Source organism: Citrobacter sp. Cu231 (assembly GCF_030332265.1).
Lineage (GTDB): Bacteria > Pseudomonadota > Gammaproteobacteria > Enterobacterales > Enterobacteriaceae > Citrobacter > Citrobacter meridianamericanus.
In genome coordinates this window covers 57,651-77,081 of sequence record NZ_JAOWIE010000054.1, presented here as the reverse complement: position 1 = coordinate 77,081, position 19,431 = coordinate 57,651, and the positions used below count along the sequence as shown (strand labels likewise).

The window sequence follows — 19,431 nt, the reverse complement described above, 5'->3', positions numbered from 1 at the left end:
CCCAAACCAGACGGGTTAACGGCAGCAAAGAACCTTGCAGAGGCGTTCGAGCATTATAACGAATGGCATCCGCATAGTGCACTGGGTTATCGCTCGCCACGGGAATATCTACGGCAGCAAGCCAGTAATGGGTTAAGTGATAACAGGTGTCTGGAAATATAGGGGCAAATCCAATCTGCATATGTCATATCTATACATATGTGACACATCTGCATATACTTGGCATATGCACACACCCGGTGCAACGAATGTCACTCCGGATATGCGCCACATATCCACACTTACCCGGGAGAGAACACCATGAGAACCGTATCCATTTTCAAAAACGGCAACAACCGCGCCATCCGCCTTCCCCGCGATCTGGATTTTGAAGGGGTGAGCGAGCTGGAGATCGTCCGGGAAGGGGACCGCATCATCCTGCGTCCCGTCCGCCCGGCCTGGGGCTCGTTCGCGCAGCTCGAGAAAGCCGATCCGGACTTTATGGCGGAGCGCGAGGATGTTGTCAGCGACGAAGGGCGATTTAACCTGTGAACAAGACTTATATGCTTGATACCTGTATCTGCTCGTTCATCATGCGTGAACAGCCAGAAGCCGTCCTGAAGCGTCTGGAGCAGGCGGTGCTACGCGGCCACCGTATAGTGGTCTCGGCCATCACCTACTCTGAAATGCGCTTCGGGGCTACCGGCCCAAAGGCCTCACCACGTCACGTCCAACTGGTCGATGAATTCTGCGCCCGCCTCGATGCCATCCTGCCCTGGGATCGCGCCGCAGTAGACGCCACCACGAAGATTAAAGTGGCACTGCGGCTGGCCGGGACGCCGATCGGCCCGAACGACACGGCGATTGCCGGGCACGCCATCGCCGCCGGGGCGATACTGGTGACGAATAATACAAGAGAATTTGAGCGGGTGCCTGACCTGGTGCTGGAAGACTGGGTGAAGTAAGACACTCTTTTCAAAGTCAGGAGATAAGGGCACCAAAAAACAGCCCGTATACGGGCTGTTATAATGCAGCACACTTCAAAACAGAATCTTTTATAACAAGCATGGAATTTAAAGATGATTTGATAAAGCAGGTGGGAAGTATTGAAAGATTATATGCGCAAATTATTATGGATACTCGCGATGAACTACAGGCTTTCATACAGGCATGTAGCGTGTTAAATTTCGAAAATGTGTGTCCTGTCACACTTAGCACTAAACCAGAAAGAAAATTCATAAATGGTCGTAAAGTTCAGCCACCTGAAAAAACAAGTGTCCTTCATATACTTATAAAGTATTACAACTGCCTGAAACTAAGGTGCAAAGTAATCATACTGGAACAGGAAAATCCGGTGGGACGAAAAGGATGCACTTACGCAGAGGACATATTCGCAGGAAAAATAACAAACTAATATGGATCAAACCAGCAATGATTAATGCAAACAGTAGAGCAGGCATTGTTGATAAGGATTACCAGATAAATATAAGAAAAGAAGAAAACAAACCTTAGTAAATCTTACTGTGTAAGTAACAATCCGTTGTATCCTGCTATAAAAGTTCCTGATTCACATAGCAGGGTACAGAGTCATCTTCGTAAATTATTAAGGGATATTACATAACAGAAAGTTTATTAAATTTTGAACTATGATATTATAAGGAAGTAGAACAACACAGCCGAGGTATTTATGGGAAAACATCAGGAAGAAAGGAAAACACCAGTCATTGTGGTGAAAAAACGTCGAACTTTTTCGGAACCTTCCCTATCCGAAAAAACAGATATTATCGCACCTGTATTTACTGAACAGACGACAGAATCAGTATCCGCCGGAATAAATTCATCTGCCGTCGAAAAACATATCCCTGAAGCGCCAGCCAGGAAGAAGAAAAAGAAAAAGAAAAAACACAGTTTCCCACGACCCTCCCACTGGACCAGAGAGTATACTCACGAGTGCGTGGAAAAAATAAAGATCCTGTTTCCTCATCTTCGTGCTGAAGGTGGTGGATTTATTCCCCTGAAAATTGGCATAAACAATGATATTTCAGCATTTCTGGCAGAACACCCGGAGACAGAACTGACCATGGACGAATGGCTCTGTGCAGTGTCCTGCATCACCTCACGCCGTGTATATCTGCAGCGGACAGCTGTCGCCGGCGTCCCACGTTATGGTCTGGATGGTCACCCCAAAGGGCAGGTCTCAGAATCTGAAGCACAGAGTGCCGGTCGCAGACTGGTGACATTAGAACAAAAGTTGCTCAGGATGCAGGCACAGCAGGAGAATATTTCTGGGCAATAAACACTCCTGATAACAGCTGGCCATTACGTATCAGAAAAATGGGAAGAGAATTATTATGAGTAAATCAGGTGCAGAAAAAATTCAATTCATCCTGAATAATAATCAAGGAAAACAGAATACAGCAATGTACTTGTACTGTTTCTTATAAAGCCCTCAGTATCTTTCTAAGACACCATATTTTATGCCCCGGTAAAACTATGAGCAAACCAGACGACTGCGACGGTTCGGAAGATATCACCCTTACCGGGGGAGCAGAAAACGAATCAGTTTGGATATTGGAAATTATTGTACGTTTTATGCACAAAACTTGATGCTAATGTATGCATACATTAGCATTAACATGCTGACAGTAACAAGCGGCAGGATGTACGCCACCACCTGCTTCCCATAAGCGGATCCAACGACGCAGATTCCTTTTCGAAGGGTAGCCCAGTTCGCGTACGACGGGAGCCAGCTTCTTACCATATTTGAAATAAAGCTCAATGGCGCGGATTTTTTCTTCTTCAGTAAACATGTTTTATCTCCTGAGAGTCCAGGAAATCGTCCGCATCCCCCCCCCGGCCAATAATCTTGGCGTTGACAGCTGTTCGCAGGTTCCGACAGCGGTGGCGAACATGCGGCGGTGTTGTACTCGCTGATCGGCACATGCCGTCTGAACAATGTGGGGCCAGAAAAATGGCTACGTTACGTCATTGAGCATATCCAGGACTGGCCGGCAAACCGGGTACGCGATCTGTTGCCCTGGAAAGTTGATCTGAGCTCTCAGTAAATATCAATACGGTTCTGGCGAGCCGCTTACTTGCATAATGGCTCTGACGTCAGTGCACTACTCCTATTCAAAATCGTTTCTTGAAATCAGAAAGGGCGTATTTCAGATCAGAACCACAAAGCGCTCTCTGGGATTCACTTAATACATCCTTAACAGGAATAATCCCTTTTTTTCTTAAGGTATAAAACTCCATACCATCATCATTTTTTAATCTCCAGTCTCTCGATACATCAACCTCACCAAGGTATCCGGTAACGACCAGACTATGATACCCATGTACTTTCATAATTTCTTTCAGCCGTTGTGCGAAGGCTGGGGTTCTCGAATGTATCCCCGAGGCGCAGGACAACACTCTGAGATCTATGAAGTTCTTTGGTAAACGTTTGTGCATTAATAGAGTGGCTAATGCTACGGGATTCAACGTTGGCCCAGTTGCTGAACCTGATCCAATAACTGATGTGTTGCCATGAGCAACGATGTATAACGTATCGCTCGGTTTAAGAAAGGATAAAGGTGTTTTGTGTGAAGCTTTCACACCATAACATTCTTTATGCTTCATTTTCTGATACTTAACTTCGGCATCAAGAAAAGCGTCATTTTCTTCCATTTGAAATGGGAAAAAGTAAATAATCATATTACCTCGACATCAGAAAAAATTAAAATACTCCACATGCGGAAAGCTCTGAGCAGGAAACATCACCAAGGACGAAACCTCCTCTCTCTGCAAAGGATAGTTATCCATCCGGGGCAACCTATACCTTTACCATAACTTCCGGCAGAGCCACCTTGCTACAATGAACCGCCCCGGGTTTCCTGGAGAGTGTTTTATTTGTGAACTCAGGTTGCCAGATCATTGTTTCCGATGGAAGCATAATGAGCTTTTTGTGCTTCTGCCGGAGGAGTATGGCCCAGCCTTCCCAGCAATCGTCGATTGTTATACCAGTCCCCCCACGTGAGTGTGGCCAGTTCCACTTCTGCACGGTTTTTCCAGCTCTTACGGTGTATTACCTCCGCTTTGTAAAGACCATTGATGCTCTCCGCCATCGCGTTGTCATACGAGTCGCCTGTACTCCCTGTTGATGCCAGCAGTTTTGCTTCTTTTAATCGCTCCGTATAGGCCAGTGACACATACTGAGTGCCTTTATCGCTGTGATGGATGGTGCCAGACGGACGACGGGCCCACAACGCCTGCTCCAGCGCATCCAGCACGAATGTCGTTTCCATAGACGATGAGACCCGCCACCCCACGATGTATCCGGCAAACACATCAATGATAAACGCCACATAGACGAAGCCCTGCCATGTGCTGACGTAAGTAAAATCCCCCCCACAGCTGGTCAGGACGTACTGCCACGAACTGACGGTTTACGCGGCCACCTGCGGCAACGGTAGTGCGGACCTTTTTACCCCGGAGAACACCGGCAAATCCCATAACCGCCATGAGGCGCGCCACTGTACATCTGGCCACCCTGATTCCTTCCCGTAACAACTGACGCCAGACTTTACGCTCACCGTATACCTGATGATTCTCATCGTATACGCGCAGTATCTCTTTCTTTAGCCAGTCATCGCGCTGCGCACGGGAACTGCGTTTATCAGGATGATGTCGCTGTTGCTGACAGTGGTAATACGTTGACGGGGCAATATGCAGTTCACTGCATACCGGTCCGACCCCGTACAGCTTACGCAGCTTATCCAGCAGTGGCATCACTTTTTCCAGAGGCGGTCGAACTCCGCCTTCGCAAAATAAGCGGAAGCCTGGCGAAGGATATCGTTACTACGGCGCAGTTCAGGATTTTCACGTTCCGGCTCTTTCAGACGCTGACGTTCAGCGGTGGTAAGCCCACCATTGTCACCGCCTCCGGTATCCCGTTCATGCTGACGAACCCAGACTCGCAGAGTCTCTGGCGTACAGCCAGTCTTTGGAGCAATGGAACAAATTGCCGCCCATTGTGAGTCATATTCGCCCTGACTTTCCACAACCATACGAACTGCCCGTTGACGGAGTTCGGGGGAAAAACGAGTATTTTTAGTCATCCTGTTTACCTCTTTCTCAGGAAGTTTAGTCTCCAGGATTTCCGGGGCGGTTCAGGTTGTCTGGAGATTCAGGGGGCCAGTCTATATCTCCCCTGATGCTCGGACATATCAATATGTTGGGCCATTATACATTCACACTGCCAGAGGATATTTTAAAAGGAGAGCTGAGAGATCTAAATTTAAATATAAACAACGAATTATCTCCTTAACGTACGTTTTCGTTCCATTGGCCCTCACCCCCCGGGAATATTAACGTCAGCGGGTAACGTCAACTTAAGATACAACGACTGTCTGAATATCGTGGGTCAAGGACAGTTTTATTTACTCTAGGCACAAAGCCATTATTAAAGAGGAGCCGCCATTTACCCTCGATATGACTATCCGGTAGATATGTAAAATCCTTATTCAAATATGGTCAAATCTATTGATAGAACTCGTTTGTCAACTGAAAGTAAAAACATTCCATAAAGCTCAGAAATGGATATAGACAAACCAAACGCAACCCCTTATACTTTCAAAGCTTTATAGAATACTACTATGGGAGATTTAAATAGATGTTAGACAAGGAGACTATGCTTTTAACATGTTAGCACCCCCTTTACCAAATACAACTTTAGTTTATATATTCCCTTTAAGTTAAAGGATAGCGGGAATACAATTTTACTTCTCCTCTATTAATATGAATCGTAATAGATGAGATACATGTAATGCAAACAGAAAATGGAGGGTAAAAGATCACTGTTGTTTTAACCTGAAAGTACAAGGAGCTATCTCTTTTAAAAGACAATAAATGTTATTTATGTTGTCTTTATTTGTTGTGTGGATATTTTTTGATAAAAGACTGGATTCTATATATGAATAAAGTGTTCTCTCTTAAGTATAGTTTTTTAGCCAAAGGTTTTATTGCTGTTTCTGAACTTGCCCGTCGCGTTTCTGTTAAAGGGAAACTGAAGAGTGCCTCATCAATAATTATTTCACCAATAACATTTGCTATTGTTTCTTATGCCCCCCCATCTCTTGCTGCAACAGTTAATGCAGATATATCGTATCAAACATTTCGGGATTTTGCCGAAAATAAAGGAGCTTTTATAGTTGGCGCATCAAATATAAATATCTACGATAAGAATGGAGTGTTAGTTGGAGTGCTTGATAAAGCTCCAATGCCTGATTTTAGTAGCGCCACGATGAATACAGGGACATTACCACCAGGAGACCATACACTGTACTCGCCTCAATATGTTGTCACAGCAAAGCATGTTAATGGATCAGATATAATGAGTTTTGGACATATTCAAAATAATTATACTGTAGTAGGAGAGAACAACCATAATAGCCTTGATATTAAAACACGACGTTTAAATAAGATTGTCACGGAGGTCGCCCCTGCAGAAGTCTCCAGTGTTGGAGCTGTAAATGGCGCTTATCAAGAAGGGGGGCGTTTTACAGCCTTTTATAGGCTTGGAGGTGGATTGCAATATATAAAGGATAAAAATGGAAATCTTACACCGGTATATACAAATGGTGGTTTCCTAACCGGAGGTACTATCAGTGCTTTAAACTCATATAACAATGGCCAAATGATTACCGCACCTACAGGCGATATATTTAATCCAGCTAATGGGCCTCTTGCAAACTATCTAAATAAAGGTGATAGTGGCTCTCCTTTATTTGCGTATGACTCTCTGGAAAAAAATGGGTTTTAGTTGGCGTTCTTTCATCAGGAAGTGAGCATGGTAATAACTGGGTTGTCACAACTCAAGATTTTCTTCATCAGCAACTAAAAAATGATTTTGATAAAACAATATCATATGACTCTAAAAAGGGGAGCTTACAATGGAGATATGATAAAAACGCAGGAGTGGGAACATTAAGTCAAGAGGGAGTTGTGTGGGACATGCATGGAAAAAAAGGGGAAGACCTAAATGCAGGTAAAAATCTTCAATTTACAGGAAATAATGGAGAGGTTATTTTACACGACTCTATAGATCAAGGGGCTGGCTATTTGCAGTTTTTTGACAACTACACAGTTACATCCTTAACGGACCAAACATGGACCGGAGGTGGTATCATTACTGAAAAAGGTGTAAATGTGCTTTGGCAGGTTAATGGTGTTAATGATGATAACTTACATAAAGTTGGTGAAGGCACATTAACCGTTAATGGAAAAGGGGTCAATAATGGAGGACTGAAAGTCGGTGATGGAACCGTAATTCTGAATCAACGCCCTGATGATAATGGACACAAGCAAGCCTTTAGCTCTATTAACATTTCCAGTGGTCGTGCAACAGTTATACTTTCAGATGCTAATCAAGTTAACCCAGATAAAATATCATGGGGATATAGAGGCGGCACTCTTGATTTAAATGGAAATAATGTAACCTTTACTCGTCTTCAGGCTGCAGACTATGGTGCTATTATTTCTAATAATAACAAAAATAAATCTGAATTAACACTTAAATTACAAACACTAAATGAAAATGACATTAGTGTTGATGTGAAGACATATGAAGTTTTTGGGGGGCATGGTAGTCCTGGTGACTTATATTATGTTTCTGCATCAAATACTTACTTTATCCTGAAATCAAAGGCGTACGGTCCATTTTTCAGTGATTTAAACAATACCAATGTCTGGCAAAATGTTGGTCACGATCGTGATAAAGCGATTCAAATCGTGAAACAGCAGAAGATTGAGGAAAGCTCTCAACCTTATATGTTTCATGGACAACTTAATGGTTATATGGATGTAAATATACATCCACTCTCTGGTAAGGATGTGCTGACTCTTGATGGTTCTGTTAGTCTGCCTGAAGGGGTGATAACGAAAAAGTCAGGTACTCTGATATTCCAGGGGCATCCGGTGATTCATGCAGGAATGACAACCTCAGCCGGCCAGAGTGATTGGGAAAACCGTCAGTTTACAATGGATAAACTGAAGCTTGATGCAGCAACATTCCATCTCTCCAGAAATGCTCGTATGCAAGGAGATATTAGTGCTGCCAACGGAAGTACCGTCATTCTGGGAAGTTCTCGGGTCTTTACTGACAAGAATGATGGAACCGGTAATGCAGTATCTTCTGTTGAAGGGAGTTCCACTGCAACAACAGCTGCTGACCAAAGTTATTACAGTGGTAATGTGCTGCTCGAAAACCATTCGTCTCTGGAGGTCAGGGAGAATTTTACTGGTGGTATTGAGGCTTATGACAGTTCTGTTAGTGTGACCTCTCAGAATGCTATTCTTGACCATGTTGGTAGCTTTATTAATAGTAGCCTGCTTCTCGAAAAAGGAGCAAAACTGACTGCACAGAGTGGTATTTTCACAAATAACACTATGGAAATAAAAGAAAACGCCTCTCTGACTCTGACAGGGATACCTTCTGTAGGAAAGCCGGGGTATTATTCACCTGTGATCTCGACTACAGAAGGAATTCATCTCGGTGAGCGGGCCAGCCTTTCAGTGAAAAATATGGGCTATCTGAGTTCAAATATTATAGCAGAGGACTCTGCAGCAATTATTAATCTGGGAGACAGTAATGCAACTATCGGGAAGACGGACTCTCCATTATTCAATACCTTAATGAAGGGATATAATGCTGTTTTGCAGGGCAATATTATGGGGCCACAGAGCTCAGTGAATATGAATAATGCTCTGTGGCACTCTGATAGAAATTCGGAAATCAAAGAGCTGAAAGCCAACGACTCCCAAATAGAGTTAGGTGGAAGAGGGCATTTTGCAAAACTGCGGGTAAAAGAGCTTATTGCGTCTAACTCAGTGTTTCTTGTACATGTAAACAATGGCCAGGCTGACCAGTTGAATGTTACCGGCAAACTGCAGGGCAGCAATAATACTATTCTTGTTAACTTTTTTAACAAAGCAGCCAATGGTACAAATGTGACGTTAATCACTGCACCAAAAGGCAGTGATGAAAATACATTCAAGGCCGGAACCCAGCAGATTGGATTCAGTAATATCACGCCAGAAATCAGGACAGAAAATACGGATACAGCCACAAAGTGGGTGCTGACTGGATATCAGTCTGTCGCTGATGCCAGAGCCTCGAAAATCGCAACGGACTTTATGGATTCAGGTTATAAATCCTTCCTGACGGAAGTCAATAATCTGAACAAACGTATGGGGGATTTACGGGATAGTCAGGGAGATGCTGGAGGGTGGGCGCGTATCATGAATGGTACCGGTTCAGGTGAGAGTGGTTACAGAGATAACTATACCCACGTTCAGATTGGTGCAGACAGAAAGCATGAGCTGAACGGTCTAAATTTATTCACCGGTGCATTACTGACCTATACAGACAGCAATGCCAGCAGCCAGGCTTTCAGCGGTAAAACAAAATCGCTAGGGGGAGGGGTGTATGCATCAGGTCTCTTTGAGTCTGGAGCTTATTTTGACCTGATTGGTAAATATCTCCATCATGATAATCGGTATACGTTGAATTTTGCCTCCCTGGGGGAAAGAAGCTATACCACCCATTCTTTGTATGCTGGAGCTGAAATCGGGTATCGTTATCACATGTCAGAAAATACATGGGTGGAACCACAGATGGAACTGGTTTATGGTTCGGTATCAGGAAAGTCATTTAACTGGAAAGACCAGGGAATGCAATTGAGTATGAAAGACAAAGACTATCACCCACTAATTGGTCGAACAGGCGTGGATGTAGGTAGAGTGTTCTCTGGAGATACCTGGAAAGTAACAGCACGTGCAGGACTGAGTTACCAGTTCGATTTGCTGGCAAATGGAGAAACTGTTTTACAGGATGCTTCTGGTAAAAAACACTTCAAAGGTGAAAAAGACAGCAGGATGCTAATGAACGTGGGAACGAATGTGGAAGTTAAAGACAATATGCGTTTTGGTCTGGAGTTGGAGAAGTCGGCGTTTGGGAGATATAATATAGACAACTCTATAAATGCTAACTTCCGTTATTATTTCTGATTTTGATAGCTGCGCAGCTATCCAACATAATGCGAACTAGTTAAGGGAGCTGATATCACCTTAACGATAGTACAGCGACGGCTTCCATAATAGGGAGCCGCCTTCTTATTATAGCAGGATGTGGGGGTTCGCGCCCATTTCCTCTATAAGTCTCACCTTGCTTGGGTAATTAATTGAATGTATTTATAAAACGTTGCAATTTTAGCATCATTTTTTATTTATCTGGCATTACCGTACTATCAAATAAAGATATGATCATCACTGCGGTGTAATCTCCATGACTCTTTCGTGCAACAACCTATGATCCCGTTTACCATTAATATTCAGCGTTGCTCTGTTATTAAATTTCATTCTGACAAGCCAGTCAGGTTTTATTCCGTTGTGAGAAGAAACTTGATACAAACTGCCGTGGGTTTTATTCGTGGAGAACTATAAGTTTTTCCAGATTTACAACAGATTCAGCATATGAACAGATTACGCTTTGAAGTGAAGAATAATCAGGGCTGCTTCATTTTCCCGGAAACCTGGTATGAATCACTACTGGAGAAGTTTGACGAACTGCTTGACGCCTTTGACGAGGATGAGCTCAGCGACAGGTCTTATATCAATGCCCTGAAGCATATCACACAACAGGAACCGGATTTTATTGATGCGTATGCATACATGGCATATGCCTTTCTGGAGCAGGAGACACCGCGAAAAGCGCTGAATATTGCACTCAAAGGACTGGCGGCAGGTATATGAAACATTCTGCCCGTTATGGGGAAAATATCCCGAGGCATTGTTATTTATTAACTGGCTCTACAACCAGTCTGGCGTACTGAGCGAACGGGCTGAATTCATGAAGTGTGCTGAAATGCTGTTAAGGGCAGATGATCAGGAAATGAATGAAAGCATTTTTCAGCAGCGGGAGCTCTTACGGGAAAGAATTGATGATCGTCTTTCTGAGGAAATCGTTCAGAAATTACGGACATTGAACGGGGAGGAGATCTGGCCCTGGATGTTACCAACCGATCCCCGCAGACATTTGCTTTCAGAACAGTCTGAAATATCAGTAATATCTGCAACAGGATGCCATTCCGGGCTCAGTAAGGCACTTCTTCCCCTGACTTACGTGTCTTCAGCAATTTGAGCACCCATGTATACTGCTGCAAAATGGCATCTGAATCGATCACGGTTTGGCCAATCCGTGATCGAATAGAGCGGAATACGCACCGGTGCGGACATCGTGTAATCCGGGCATGTGACGGAAGTGCTGAAACAGACCCAGGAGCAGCAGTCATCTTCGCTTTGCAGTAAAATACCAGTACAGATTTCCTGCCTGGCGGCGTTTGTCTTCGGGCCTGTTGTTATTCAGAATTACTATAGCCCCCCCGGGAGAAACATATGTCCACCCATGACAGTCTGATTGAACTGACTGACACACTTATCCAGCAGAACGGTTACCAGGGGTTCAGCTATGCTGACCTGGCGAAGACGCTGGGTATCCGTAAAGCCAGCATTCACTACCATTTCCAGACAAAAACAGACCTGGGAATAGCCTACTGTGAATATAAAAAAGCCGGTTTTCTGGCGCTGGAAGCCACCCTGCAGCAGTTACCTGCCGGGAAAGCCCGCCTGAAGGGCTATATGGAGGCCTTTCTGGCCTGCGCGGACACCGGCCAGATGTGCGGGGTGTACGCAATGATGTCGGACTGTAACCTGTTTGAGCCTCCCCTGCAGGAGGCCGTTAACCGGTTGGCACAGACGGACCTGCGCATTCTGACGGCGGTCCTGCTGTCCGGAAAGGAAAGCGGAGAACTGTTTTTTTCTGCCCCGGCAGAAGATGTTGCTATGATTGTGGCCAGTTCGATAAAAGGCGCCCTGATGCTGAACCGCATACCGCCTCACGACGCCTGCATCCGCACGATGAAAGCGCTGGAGCAGTTGCTCTGCCGGGTCTGACTCATCCCTGCGGACGTGTCCCGGTGATGCCGGGGCGACCCCCTGTCATTTTGAGCGGTCCGACTGGACGTTACCGGAGTGATCCGGAACCTCTCAAGGACAGGCAACTCAGCATCAGCCATGGTCTGCCAGGCATAACTGCCTGTATTTATTTTCCAGACCGGGTGCAACCTGCCTCCCGTATTGTGAAGAAAATCTCGTTTTCCGGACATAAAGAAAAAAAACACATTGAGAACTTATCTATTAGTAGATAGTTTTAAAGGCATCAGCAATGTGCTGATAAATACAACGACTCAGAGGATATGAATATGAAAAAAACAACCTCCACCGCATTACTGGCACTGACCCTGGGCAGCGTACTGGCAGCGGCCAGTGCCCCGGCAATGGCCACTGGCGATAATATGGAAAAATGTTACGGCGTTTCGCTGAAAGGCAAAAACGACTGTAAAGCCGGCGCCGGCACAACCTGTGCAGGCACCGCGAAAATGGATTATCAGGGAAATGCCTGGAAACTGGTACCGGCGGGCACCTGCGTGAAGATGAAATCCCCGGGTTCCCCTACCGGCCATGGCCAGCTTGAGGCCTTTAAAAACGCATAATATCCACGACAGTCCACAACCAGGAGCCGATATGATGACCAGCCAGACTCACCCCTGTGATCCCTCTGCCAGCACTGCTTCTGGTATGTGGAATGCGTGCCTCCCCGCCCGGGGAGGCATCAGCCTGAAACCGGAGCATTTCCGGCAACTTCTGGCAGATAAACCCGATACGGGCTTTCTGGAAATTCATGCAGAGAATTATCTCTGTGCCGGGGGGCCTTTCCACCAGGCGCTGACGGCCCTGTGTGAATGCTATCCCCTGTCCATTCACGGGGTGGGGATGTCCATCGGTGGAGAACAACCGCTGAATACCGCACATCTGCAGCGGGTGGCGGCCCTGGTTGACCGCTATCAGCCGCATTCATTTTCAGAGCATCTGGCCTGGTCCACGCATGATGATATTTTTCTGAATGATCTCCTGCCGTTACCGTACACACAGGCCACGCTGAACCGGGTATGTGAACATATCGATCAGGTCCAGAATACGCTGCGTCGCCAGATATTGCTCGAGAATCCGGCCACCTATGTTGAATTCTCTACCTCCACCTTCAGTGAGACCGATTTTATCCGTGAGGTGATCCACCGTACCGGCTGCGGACTGTTGCTCGATGTGAATAACCTCTATATCAGCAGCGTGAATCACAATCGCGATCCGTACCAGATGTTGCATCAACTGCCCCTGGACCGGGTGAGGGAAATCCATCTTGCAGGCTATACCGAAAGCCAGGACGGCGTCGGTGCCCGCCTGCTTATTGACAGTCATGATAGCCCGGTGACGGTGCCAGTCTGGCAGCTTTATGAGTCCGCCCTCACCGGCACAGGTGCGGTCGCCACCCTGATCGAATGGGATGCCAGTATCCCCCCGCTCAGCGTCCTGCTCGGTGAGGCAGCAATGGCAGAAAACAGAATGAAAGAAGGAGCCAGGCATGCAAAACAGTCTGTACCAGGCACTGCTTGAGCCACACTCCCCCCCCCCGGTGGGGCTTACCGTCTGGAATGGCAGCGATCCGGCCGTCCGGTTTGCGGTCTACCGTAATAATATCATGGCCTCCTTAACGGAAGCGCTGGCAGAAAACTGCCCGGTCCTGCAACGACAGGTTGGTGACGAATTTTTTCGGGCCATGGTTGCTGAATTTATCCGTCAGCATCCACCCTCGTCGCCGGTATTGGCGGGGTATGGACATGCTCTGCCTGCCTGGATAGCGTCCTTTTCCCCACTGGCTGAATGGCCGTGGCTGGCCGATCTGACCCGACTGGAACTATTGTTTATCGATGCGTTGCATGCGGCGGAGACGACCAGCCTCGTATCCGAAGAACAGCTGGTGCGACTGGCGCAGACCGGACTGGTCAGTCTGACTGCGGGCCTGGTTCCTTCTGTCCGACTTTTCAGCTCGCCTTATGCGATATACAGCCTGTGGGCAGCTCATCAGGAGGAGGAGCCATTGTTTGTTGACCCTCTGCAGCCAGAGCAGGTGCTGTTGTTCCGTTTGGGGGATGACGTGCGGATTACGCTTCTCAGCCCTGCCGACTTTTCGTTTATGGTGGCGGTACATGCCGGCAATAACCTGGCGCAGGCAACGTTGCAGGCCAGAGAGCATGACTGCTGTTTTGAACCTGGCTCTCTGTTGCTGCGCCTGCACCAGAACAGGCTACTCGGGTGGCTGGCCTGCACAGAGGAGAAATGATATGGCATTGATGAGAAGTTTTCTGCAGCGGGGCCAGGCATTACTGCAGGACAGTCTGATCCCCCTTCTGGCTCGTACAGGCCTGGCCGCCACATTCTGGCTGTCAGGGCAAAGTAAGGTAGAGGGGTTGGTTCTGGATATACTGGGAGGGATGCCACCGGAACTGGATGTTCCGCATATTACCCGTTCGGCGGTTGCGCTGTTTGCCACAGAGTACCGACTGCCGTTTCTGGCACCGGAGACTGCTGCACTGCTTGCAGCAGGAGCCGAACATATTTTTCCGGTTCTGCTTGTCCTGGGACTGGCAACGCGTTTTTCCGCACTAGTGCTGGCAGGAATGACGATAGTGATCCAGGTGTTTGTCTATCCCGATGCCTGGCCGGTTCATGCCACCTGGCTTACCGCCCAGATGTATTTACTGGCGTATGGCGGCGGAAAATATTCCCTGGATAACCTGCTGAAACGTACGTACCGGCGTAGGCACCAGAATGTGATGCAGAAAAGGAATAACCCTATGATGACGCTATAATCTTAAATAATGTCCGGGATGGCATATAAGCTACTTCTTCAGGAAAAGGACTCAATTGGGAGGGCATGAAAAACCCTGGGGCAATAGCTATGCCGCCATGAACTATTTAAAACATCATTTGATGAATTAAAAAACAATCCATATATGCGGGAACCTATAGAGCATGGTGATTTATTATCTGATAAAGAGAAAATAAAAACTATAATAACTAATACTATAAATAGTTTTGATATTCAGTTTGCAGAAAACATGCTTAAAGCTCAAAGCAGAAGTTATCGCTATAAAAAATAAAATTTGAACATATATAACCATTAATCTAAGGGGGCTTCCCCTTAGATTTTTTCATACGATATAAACTGCATTTTCCATCCACCATTAACCTTTATCCAATTTTCAATAAATGCCATTAATATATTTCCATCATTTTGCTTTATTTCAGCTTTCCCTGAAACACAAGCAATTCCTTTAAACTCACGCATTACGACATCATATTCATATCTTTCTATGCCAGGTAAAATCCTCGCTGGACGCATATCAATCTTTCGTAACTGATGTTTTTTATAGATAACTTTTTGACCATTTGTTGAAATAAACCAATCAGCTTCCAAGTAATCTAGCATTTCAGTATTACCTGAATAAAATGCATTATACCATTCTTTTCTTATTAGATTTAAGTCTGATTTAAAATTAGTCACACTACCTTCCTCATATCTAATTCCTCCTCTAATCTATCCCCAACATTCCTTACTGATTTTATAGCATCATCAATAGCCACATTATATATGGCTGGGATTACTCTTTTAAGAATCTCATCGAGTAGGCAGCCTGGCGGCTGCGGCTTGTCATGGCCTGGAATTACCGTTATAAAAAATGATAATGTCATTGTCTTTCAGGTAGTTATATGGCCCGTTCAGCTAAATTACCGGAAACGGAGCAAAAAACCGCCATTCATACCCTGTATCAATCAGTGTCATCCTGTTTAATAGTCGTTTCCGCTCATATGGTGCACAAGGGGTGTTGAAGAAACATCCTTTTCGTGGTGCTTTTTTAGTCTTTTGGGGATTTTAATTCCTATCGATGAACACGCCAACGACGTTATGACCAGAAGACAACAGCGCGTCGAGATGACGCGCTGCAAAGTCAGGTGTACCCGCAAAAATAATACGTAGTGATTCTGACACGTTAGTTCTTATCCTTAAGCCCGGGCTTTCAGACGATCCAGTTTTTCAACTTTCTGACGAATACGTTGTTGTTTCAGCGGTGACAGATAATCCATAAACAGTTTGCCGACCAGGTGATCCATCTCATGCTGAATACAGATGGCTAACAGACCCTCTGCTTCCAGTTCAAATGGTTTACCGTCGCGGTCCAGGGCGCGAATTTTAACTTTCTCTGCGCGTGGCACTAAAGCTCGTTGTTCAGGGATCGACAGGCATCCTTCTTCAATGCCTGTTTCGCCGCTTTTTTCTAAAAGCTCCGGATTGATTAACACCAGCCGTTCGTCACGGTTTTCCGAAACATCAATAACAATGATACGTTGATGGATATCGACCTGGGTTGCCGCCAGGCCAATACCTTTTTCTGCGTACATCGTCTCGAACATATCATCGACGATACGCCGAATTTCTGCATTCACTTCTTCTACCGGTTTAGCAACTTTGCGAAGCCGCTCGTCCGGAATATGTAACACTTGCAAAACTGACATAAGTCTCCAGAGATGTGTTCAGGAGTTAGAAAGATTATTTCTTCTATTCTAGACAAATCCCCCTCTGATTGACAGCATCACTGACCAATCGCAAAGATTTCTAAGGCTGCTTATGGCAGGGAGATAAGGATGGGGTTCTACGCCGGAACCCCAGATTTTTCCGTTATCCCAGTTTTAAACCGGCTACTAATTGCCGGCCTGACACAGGCTAAGTGTGCCCGGGAATCGGTGCAAGTATAAAAAACAACCTGTCACGGTATAAAAATCGACCATGCAGAGAGAGAAACCACCGGAGTGGTGGGAAAAGCAGAAAGGCTCACGTGTCATAAGGCGTGGACAGCGGTATCGTCTGGTTTTCAATTTCCGAGCCTGTACATAGATTTGTGTAATTGCCTGATTTTGATATGTTCAATCCAGCATCAAATGAAGGTTAATTTATCGAGTAGGCAGCCTGGCGGCTGCGGCTTGTCATGGCCTGGAATTACCGTTATAAAAAATGATAATGTCATTGTCTTTCAGGTAGTTATATGGCCCGTTCAGCTAAACCCCGTAAACGCAAACCCGCACAACAAAGAAGCAAACTTCCCCGCTATGTTGTGAAACTTCATCCGGATGATTTTTTTGACGAAGAAGACGCTGAAGTTCTGCGCTTTGATAATTTTGACGATGCCGTTGAGTGCTGCGCTGACCTGGGTATTCCGTTCTTTCTGGATGCTGGAAACAAAAAGCTGGTCTTCTGGTTTGTTCGTGTCGATGACGAAGGGTATCCGGAAATAGCCCGCTGTACGGAGCGGGAGTTTGCAACCATTCTTGCCGGTATCAGTGCCGGTGGTATGTACTGCCCGGAATGCAGCACAGTTCACTGGCCGGATGGCGTTACCCCACCCGTCTGATGCTTCCCCGTTTTGCCGATATTTTTCAGCAGGGTAACCGCTGGCTTAACTGGCTGGAGAAACAGCCGGAAGGTTCAGTGCGTCCGGTGGTGACTGAGTCAGTGACAAAAATCATGGCATGCGGGACCACGCTGATGGGCTACACACAATGGTGCTGTTCGTCACCGGACTGTTGCCACACCAAAAAGGTCTGCTTCCGGTGTAAAAGCCGCTCCTGTCCGCACTGCGGGGTGAAGGCTGGCGCACAGTGGATACAGTATCTGCTGAGCCTGGTCCCCGACTGCCCGTGGCAGCATATTGTGTTCACACTTCCCTGCCAGTACTGGTCCCTGGTGTTCCACAACCGGTGGTTACTGGCAGAGATGAGCCGCATTGCAGCTGATGTGATACTGGAAATCTGCCATCAGGCAGATGTTGAGCCGGGGATATTCACGGTGATCCACACATGGGGGCGTGACCAGCAGTAGCATCCGCATATCCATTTATCGACAACTGCCGGTGGTGTGACGTCGGGCCACACCTGGAAAAATCTTCATTTTTACGCCCGTAAGGTGATGAGCATGTGGCGTTACCGGATAACGCGGCTACTGTCCCGGAAATACCCGGAGCTGGTAATACCGGATGAACTGGCAGTGGAAGGAAACAGCAAACGGGACTGGAATCGCTTCCTGGACACGCATTACCGCCGCGGCTGGAATGTCAACATATCCAGGGTGATGGATAACGCCACACATGTGGCGGTGTACTTCAGCTCTTACCTGAAAAAGCCACCGGTGCCGGTGAGTCGGCTGGAGCATTATGCCGGTCAGGATGAAATCGGTCTGCGTTACAACAGTCACCGTACAAAACGGGAAGAATATCTGTTGATGAGTGGAGATGAGTTCATGGAAAGGTTCTCCTGGCATGTAGCAGATAAGGGGTTCCGTATGGTGAGGTACTACGGTTTCCTGAGTCCGGTGAAGCGCCGCTTACTGGAAGAAGTGGTGTACGTCATAACGGAGACGGTGAGAAAAACGGCGATGCAAATCAGGTGGAGAGGGATGTATCAGAGGTTACTGAAGGTTGACCCGCTGAAGTGCATTCTGTGCGGAAGTCAGATGCGTTTTACGGGGCTGAAGCGGGGTTACCGACTGGCAGAGCTGGTCCTGATGCATGAGCGACTGGCACGACAGCAGGTGTGCGGCTGAGAGCCGCAGAGGGGAAGTTGCGTCCATTTTACCGGAAACGGAGCAAAAAACCGGCATTCATACCCTGTATCAATCAGTGTCATCCTGTTTAATAGTCGTTTCCGCTCATATGGTGCACAAGGGGTGTTGAAGAAACATCCGTTTTGTGGTGCTTTTTTAGTCTTTTGGGGATTTAAATTCCTATCGATCAAGTTCGGCCTGTCTGCGAAGCAGCGCCCATACCCGACGATAACCATATGTGGGCAGCTCTCCGATAACATGGTGTATACGGAGAAGCACATCCGTATCATCTGAGTGACGGCTGCGGCGACCATCTTTCCAGTCATCGGTTCGTCTGAGAATGACGTGCAACTGCGCACGCGACACCCGGAGACAACGGCTGACTAAGCTTACTCCCCATCCCCGGGCAATAAGGTCGCGTGCGCTATCCACTTTTTTGCACGCCCATATTCAACGGCTTCTTTAAGGAGTTCATTTTCCATCGTTTTTTTGCCGAGCAGGCGCTGGAGTTCTTTAATCTGCTTCATGGCAGCAGCAAGTTCAGAGGCCGGAACGACCTGTTCTCCTGCGGCCACAGCAGTAAGACTTCCCTCCTGGTATTGCTTGCGCCAGAGAAATAACTGGCTGGCTGCCACACCGTGTTGCCGGGCAACAAGGGAGACCGTCATTCCCGGTTCAAAACTCTGCTGAACAATAGCGATCTTTTCCTGTGTAGTACGCCGTCTGCGTTTCTCCGGTCCTAAGACATCAATCATCTGCTCTCCAATGACTAGTCTAAAAACTAGTATTAAGACTATCACTTAAATAAGTGATATTGGTTGTCTGGAGATTCAGGGGGCCTGTCTAATCATATATTCAAT

At 46.5% G+C, this 19,431-nt stretch carries 13 protein-coding genes, 8 pseudogenes and 1 other annotated feature; of the genes and pseudogenes, 14 read left to right on the top strand and 7 right to left on the bottom strand.

The features are described from left to right. The 4 genes from OGY15_RS24640 to OGY15_RS24625 form a co-directional block, all read left to right on the top strand. A partial coding sequence (locus OGY15_RS24640) for an integrase core domain-containing protein (protein ID WP_140433507.1) occupies nt 1-162 on the top strand: 162 nt, incomplete at its 5' end. Between the two features lie 138 nt (nt 163-300). Next, nucleotides 301-531: a type II toxin-antitoxin system VapB family antitoxin gene (gene vapB / locus OGY15_RS24635; protein WP_001261279.1), complete on the top strand. Its 231-nt coding sequence runs from the start codon at nt 301-303 to the stop codon at nt 529-531. After that, nucleotides 528-944 (top strand): type II toxin-antitoxin system VapC family toxin, encoded by a 417-nt coding sequence (locus OGY15_RS24630; protein ID WP_001044768.1) that lies wholly within the window; start codon nt 528-530, stop codon nt 942-944. The genes vapB and OGY15_RS24630 overlap by 4 nt, the downstream gene beginning before the upstream one ends. 722 nt (nt 945-1,666) lie before the next feature. Next, complete coding sequence (locus OGY15_RS24625) at nt 1,667-2,275, top strand: ProQ/FINO family protein (RefSeq protein ID WP_000515889.1); 609 nt, start codon at nt 1,667-1,669, stop codon at nt 2,273-2,275. A gap of 370 nt (nt 2,276-2,645) precedes the next feature. Here the strand turns inward: OGY15_RS24625 and OGY15_RS24620 are convergent. Beyond that, nucleotides 2,646-2,789: pseudogene (locus OGY15_RS24620) on the bottom strand (helix-turn-helix domain-containing protein); the annotation flags it as partial. 69 nt (nt 2,790-2,858) lie between these two features. Between OGY15_RS24620 and OGY15_RS24615 the strand changes: the two are divergent. Continuing rightward, nucleotides 2,859-3,044: pseudogene (locus tag OGY15_RS24615) on the top strand (transposase domain-containing protein); the annotation flags it as partial. A gap of 67 nt (nt 3,045-3,111) precedes the next feature. Here the strand turns inward: OGY15_RS24615 and OGY15_RS24610 are convergent. Beyond that, on the bottom strand, nt 3,112-3,678 hold the full coding sequence (locus tag OGY15_RS24610; protein WP_000587873.1) for a hypothetical protein: 567 nt from the start codon (nt 3,676-3,678) through the stop codon (nt 3,112-3,114). 203 nt (nt 3,679-3,881) lie between these two features. Then, a pseudogene (locus OGY15_RS24605) lies at nt 3,882-5,081 on the bottom strand (IS3 family transposase). Next, nucleotides 4,681-4,797: a sequence feature (AL1L pseudoknot), on the bottom strand. Its footprint overlaps the pseudogene before it by 117 nt. A gap of 854 nt (nt 5,082-5,935) precedes the next feature. On the opposite strand from OGY15_RS24605, the pseudogene eatA reads away from it, so the two are divergent. The 7 genes and pseudogenes from eatA to OGY15_RS24570 all read left to right on the top strand — a co-directional run bounded on the left by eatA (nt 5,936) and on the right by OGY15_RS24570 (nt 14,786). Then, nucleotides 5,936-10,029: pseudogene (eatA, locus tag OGY15_RS24600) on the top strand (serine protease autotransporter toxin EatA). 465 nt (nt 10,030-10,494) lie between these two features. After that, nucleotides 10,495-11,161, top strand: a pseudogene (locus OGY15_RS24595) (hypothetical protein). A 254-nt stretch (nt 11,162-11,415) separates the two neighbouring features. After that, entirely contained in the window at nt 11,416-11,973 is a 558-nt protein-coding gene (locus OGY15_RS24590) for a TetR/AcrR family transcriptional regulator (RefSeq protein ID WP_000103553.1), read from the top strand. A gap of 308 nt (nt 11,974-12,281) precedes the next feature. After that, nucleotides 12,282-12,572, top strand: coding sequence for a BufA1 family periplasmic bufferin-type metallophore (locus OGY15_RS24585; RefSeq protein WP_000754126.1), 291 nt, complete (start codon nt 12,282-12,284; stop codon nt 12,570-12,572). A 31-nt stretch (nt 12,573-12,603) separates the two neighbouring features. Further along, nucleotides 12,604-13,530, top strand: a complete 927-nt coding sequence (gene bufB / locus OGY15_RS24580) for an MNIO family bufferin maturase (protein ID WP_000989040.1) — start codon at nt 12,604-12,606, stop codon at nt 13,528-13,530. Beyond that, on the top strand, nt 13,499-14,257 hold the full coding sequence (locus OGY15_RS24575; RefSeq protein ID WP_001181584.1) for an HvfC/BufC N-terminal domain-containing protein: 759 nt from the start codon (nt 13,499-13,501) through the stop codon (nt 14,255-14,257). The genes bufB and OGY15_RS24575 overlap by 32 nt, the downstream gene beginning before the upstream one ends. Nucleotide 14,258: 1 nt before the next feature. After that, a complete protein-coding gene (locus tag OGY15_RS24570; RefSeq protein WP_001196880.1) occupies nt 14,259-14,786 on the top strand; it encodes a DoxX family protein in 528 nt (175 codons plus the stop codon). 332 nt (nt 14,787-15,118) lie between these two features. Here OGY15_RS24570 and OGY15_RS24565 read toward each other — a convergent pair whose 3' ends face one another. The 3 genes and pseudogenes from OGY15_RS24565 to def form a co-directional block, all read right to left on the bottom strand. Further along, complete coding sequence (locus OGY15_RS24565; RefSeq protein ID WP_000181069.1) at nt 15,119-15,481, bottom strand: hypothetical protein; 363 nt, start codon at nt 15,479-15,481, stop codon at nt 15,119-15,121. Between the two features lie 384 nt (nt 15,482-15,865). After that, a pseudogene (fmt, locus tag OGY15_RS24555) lies at nt 15,866-15,967 on the bottom strand (methionyl-tRNA formyltransferase); the annotation flags it as partial. A gap of 14 nt (nt 15,968-15,981) precedes the next feature. Beyond that, nucleotides 15,982-16,491, bottom strand: coding sequence for a peptide deformylase (def, locus tag OGY15_RS24550; RefSeq protein ID WP_000115002.1), 510 nt, complete (start codon nt 16,489-16,491; stop codon nt 15,982-15,984). A 527-nt stretch (nt 16,492-17,018) separates the two neighbouring features. Here def and OGY15_RS24545 point away from each other — a divergent pair. After that, nucleotides 17,019-17,384, top strand: a complete 366-nt coding sequence (locus OGY15_RS24545; protein WP_000124103.1) for a hypothetical protein — start codon at nt 17,019-17,021, stop codon at nt 17,382-17,384. Then, nucleotides 17,384-18,571 (top strand): annotated as a pseudogene (locus OGY15_RS24540) (IS91-like element IS91 family transposase). The gene OGY15_RS24545 and the pseudogene OGY15_RS24540 overlap by 1 nt, the downstream one beginning before the upstream one ends. Before the next feature lie 186 nt (nt 18,572-18,757). Here OGY15_RS24540 and OGY15_RS24535 read toward each other — a convergent pair. Beyond that, nucleotides 18,758-19,326: pseudogene (locus OGY15_RS24535) on the bottom strand (transposase); the annotation flags it as partial. Between the last annotated feature and the right edge of the window lie 105 nt (nt 19,327-19,431).

What these genes read in the sequence shown, in the direction of transcription:
- vapB (WP_001261279.1), top strand. Translation starts at nt 301, where the DNA reads ATGAGAACCGTATCCATTTTCAAAAACGGCAACAACCGCGCCATCCGC.
- OGY15_RS24625 (WP_000515889.1), top strand. Translation starts at nt 1,667, where the DNA reads ATGGGAAAACATCAGGAAGAAAGGAAAACACCAGTCATTGTGGTGAAA.
- OGY15_RS24610 (WP_000587873.1), bottom strand. Translation starts at nt 3,678, where the DNA reads ATGATTATTTACTTTTTCCCATTTCAAATGGAAGAAAATGACGCTTTT.
- OGY15_RS24590 (WP_000103553.1), top strand. Translation starts at nt 11,416, where the DNA reads ATGTCCACCCATGACAGTCTGATTGAACTGACTGACACACTTATCCAG.
- OGY15_RS24585 (WP_000754126.1), top strand. Translation starts at nt 12,282, where the DNA reads ATGAAAAAAACAACCTCCACCGCATTACTGGCACTGACCCTGGGCAGC.
- bufB (WP_000989040.1), top strand. Translation starts at nt 12,604, where the DNA reads ATGATGACCAGCCAGACTCACCCCTGTGATCCCTCTGCCAGCACTGCT.
- OGY15_RS24575 (WP_001181584.1), top strand. Translation starts at nt 13,499, where the DNA reads ATGCAAAACAGTCTGTACCAGGCACTGCTTGAGCCACACTCCCCCCCC.
- OGY15_RS24570 (WP_001196880.1), top strand. Translation starts at nt 14,259, where the DNA reads ATGGCATTGATGAGAAGTTTTCTGCAGCGGGGCCAGGCATTACTGCAG.
- def (WP_000115002.1), bottom strand. Translation starts at nt 16,491, where the DNA reads ATGTCAGTTTTGCAAGTGTTACATATTCCGGACGAGCGGCTTCGCAAA.
- OGY15_RS24545 (WP_000124103.1), top strand. Translation starts at nt 17,019, where the DNA reads ATGGCCCGTTCAGCTAAACCCCGTAAACGCAAACCCGCACAACAAAGA.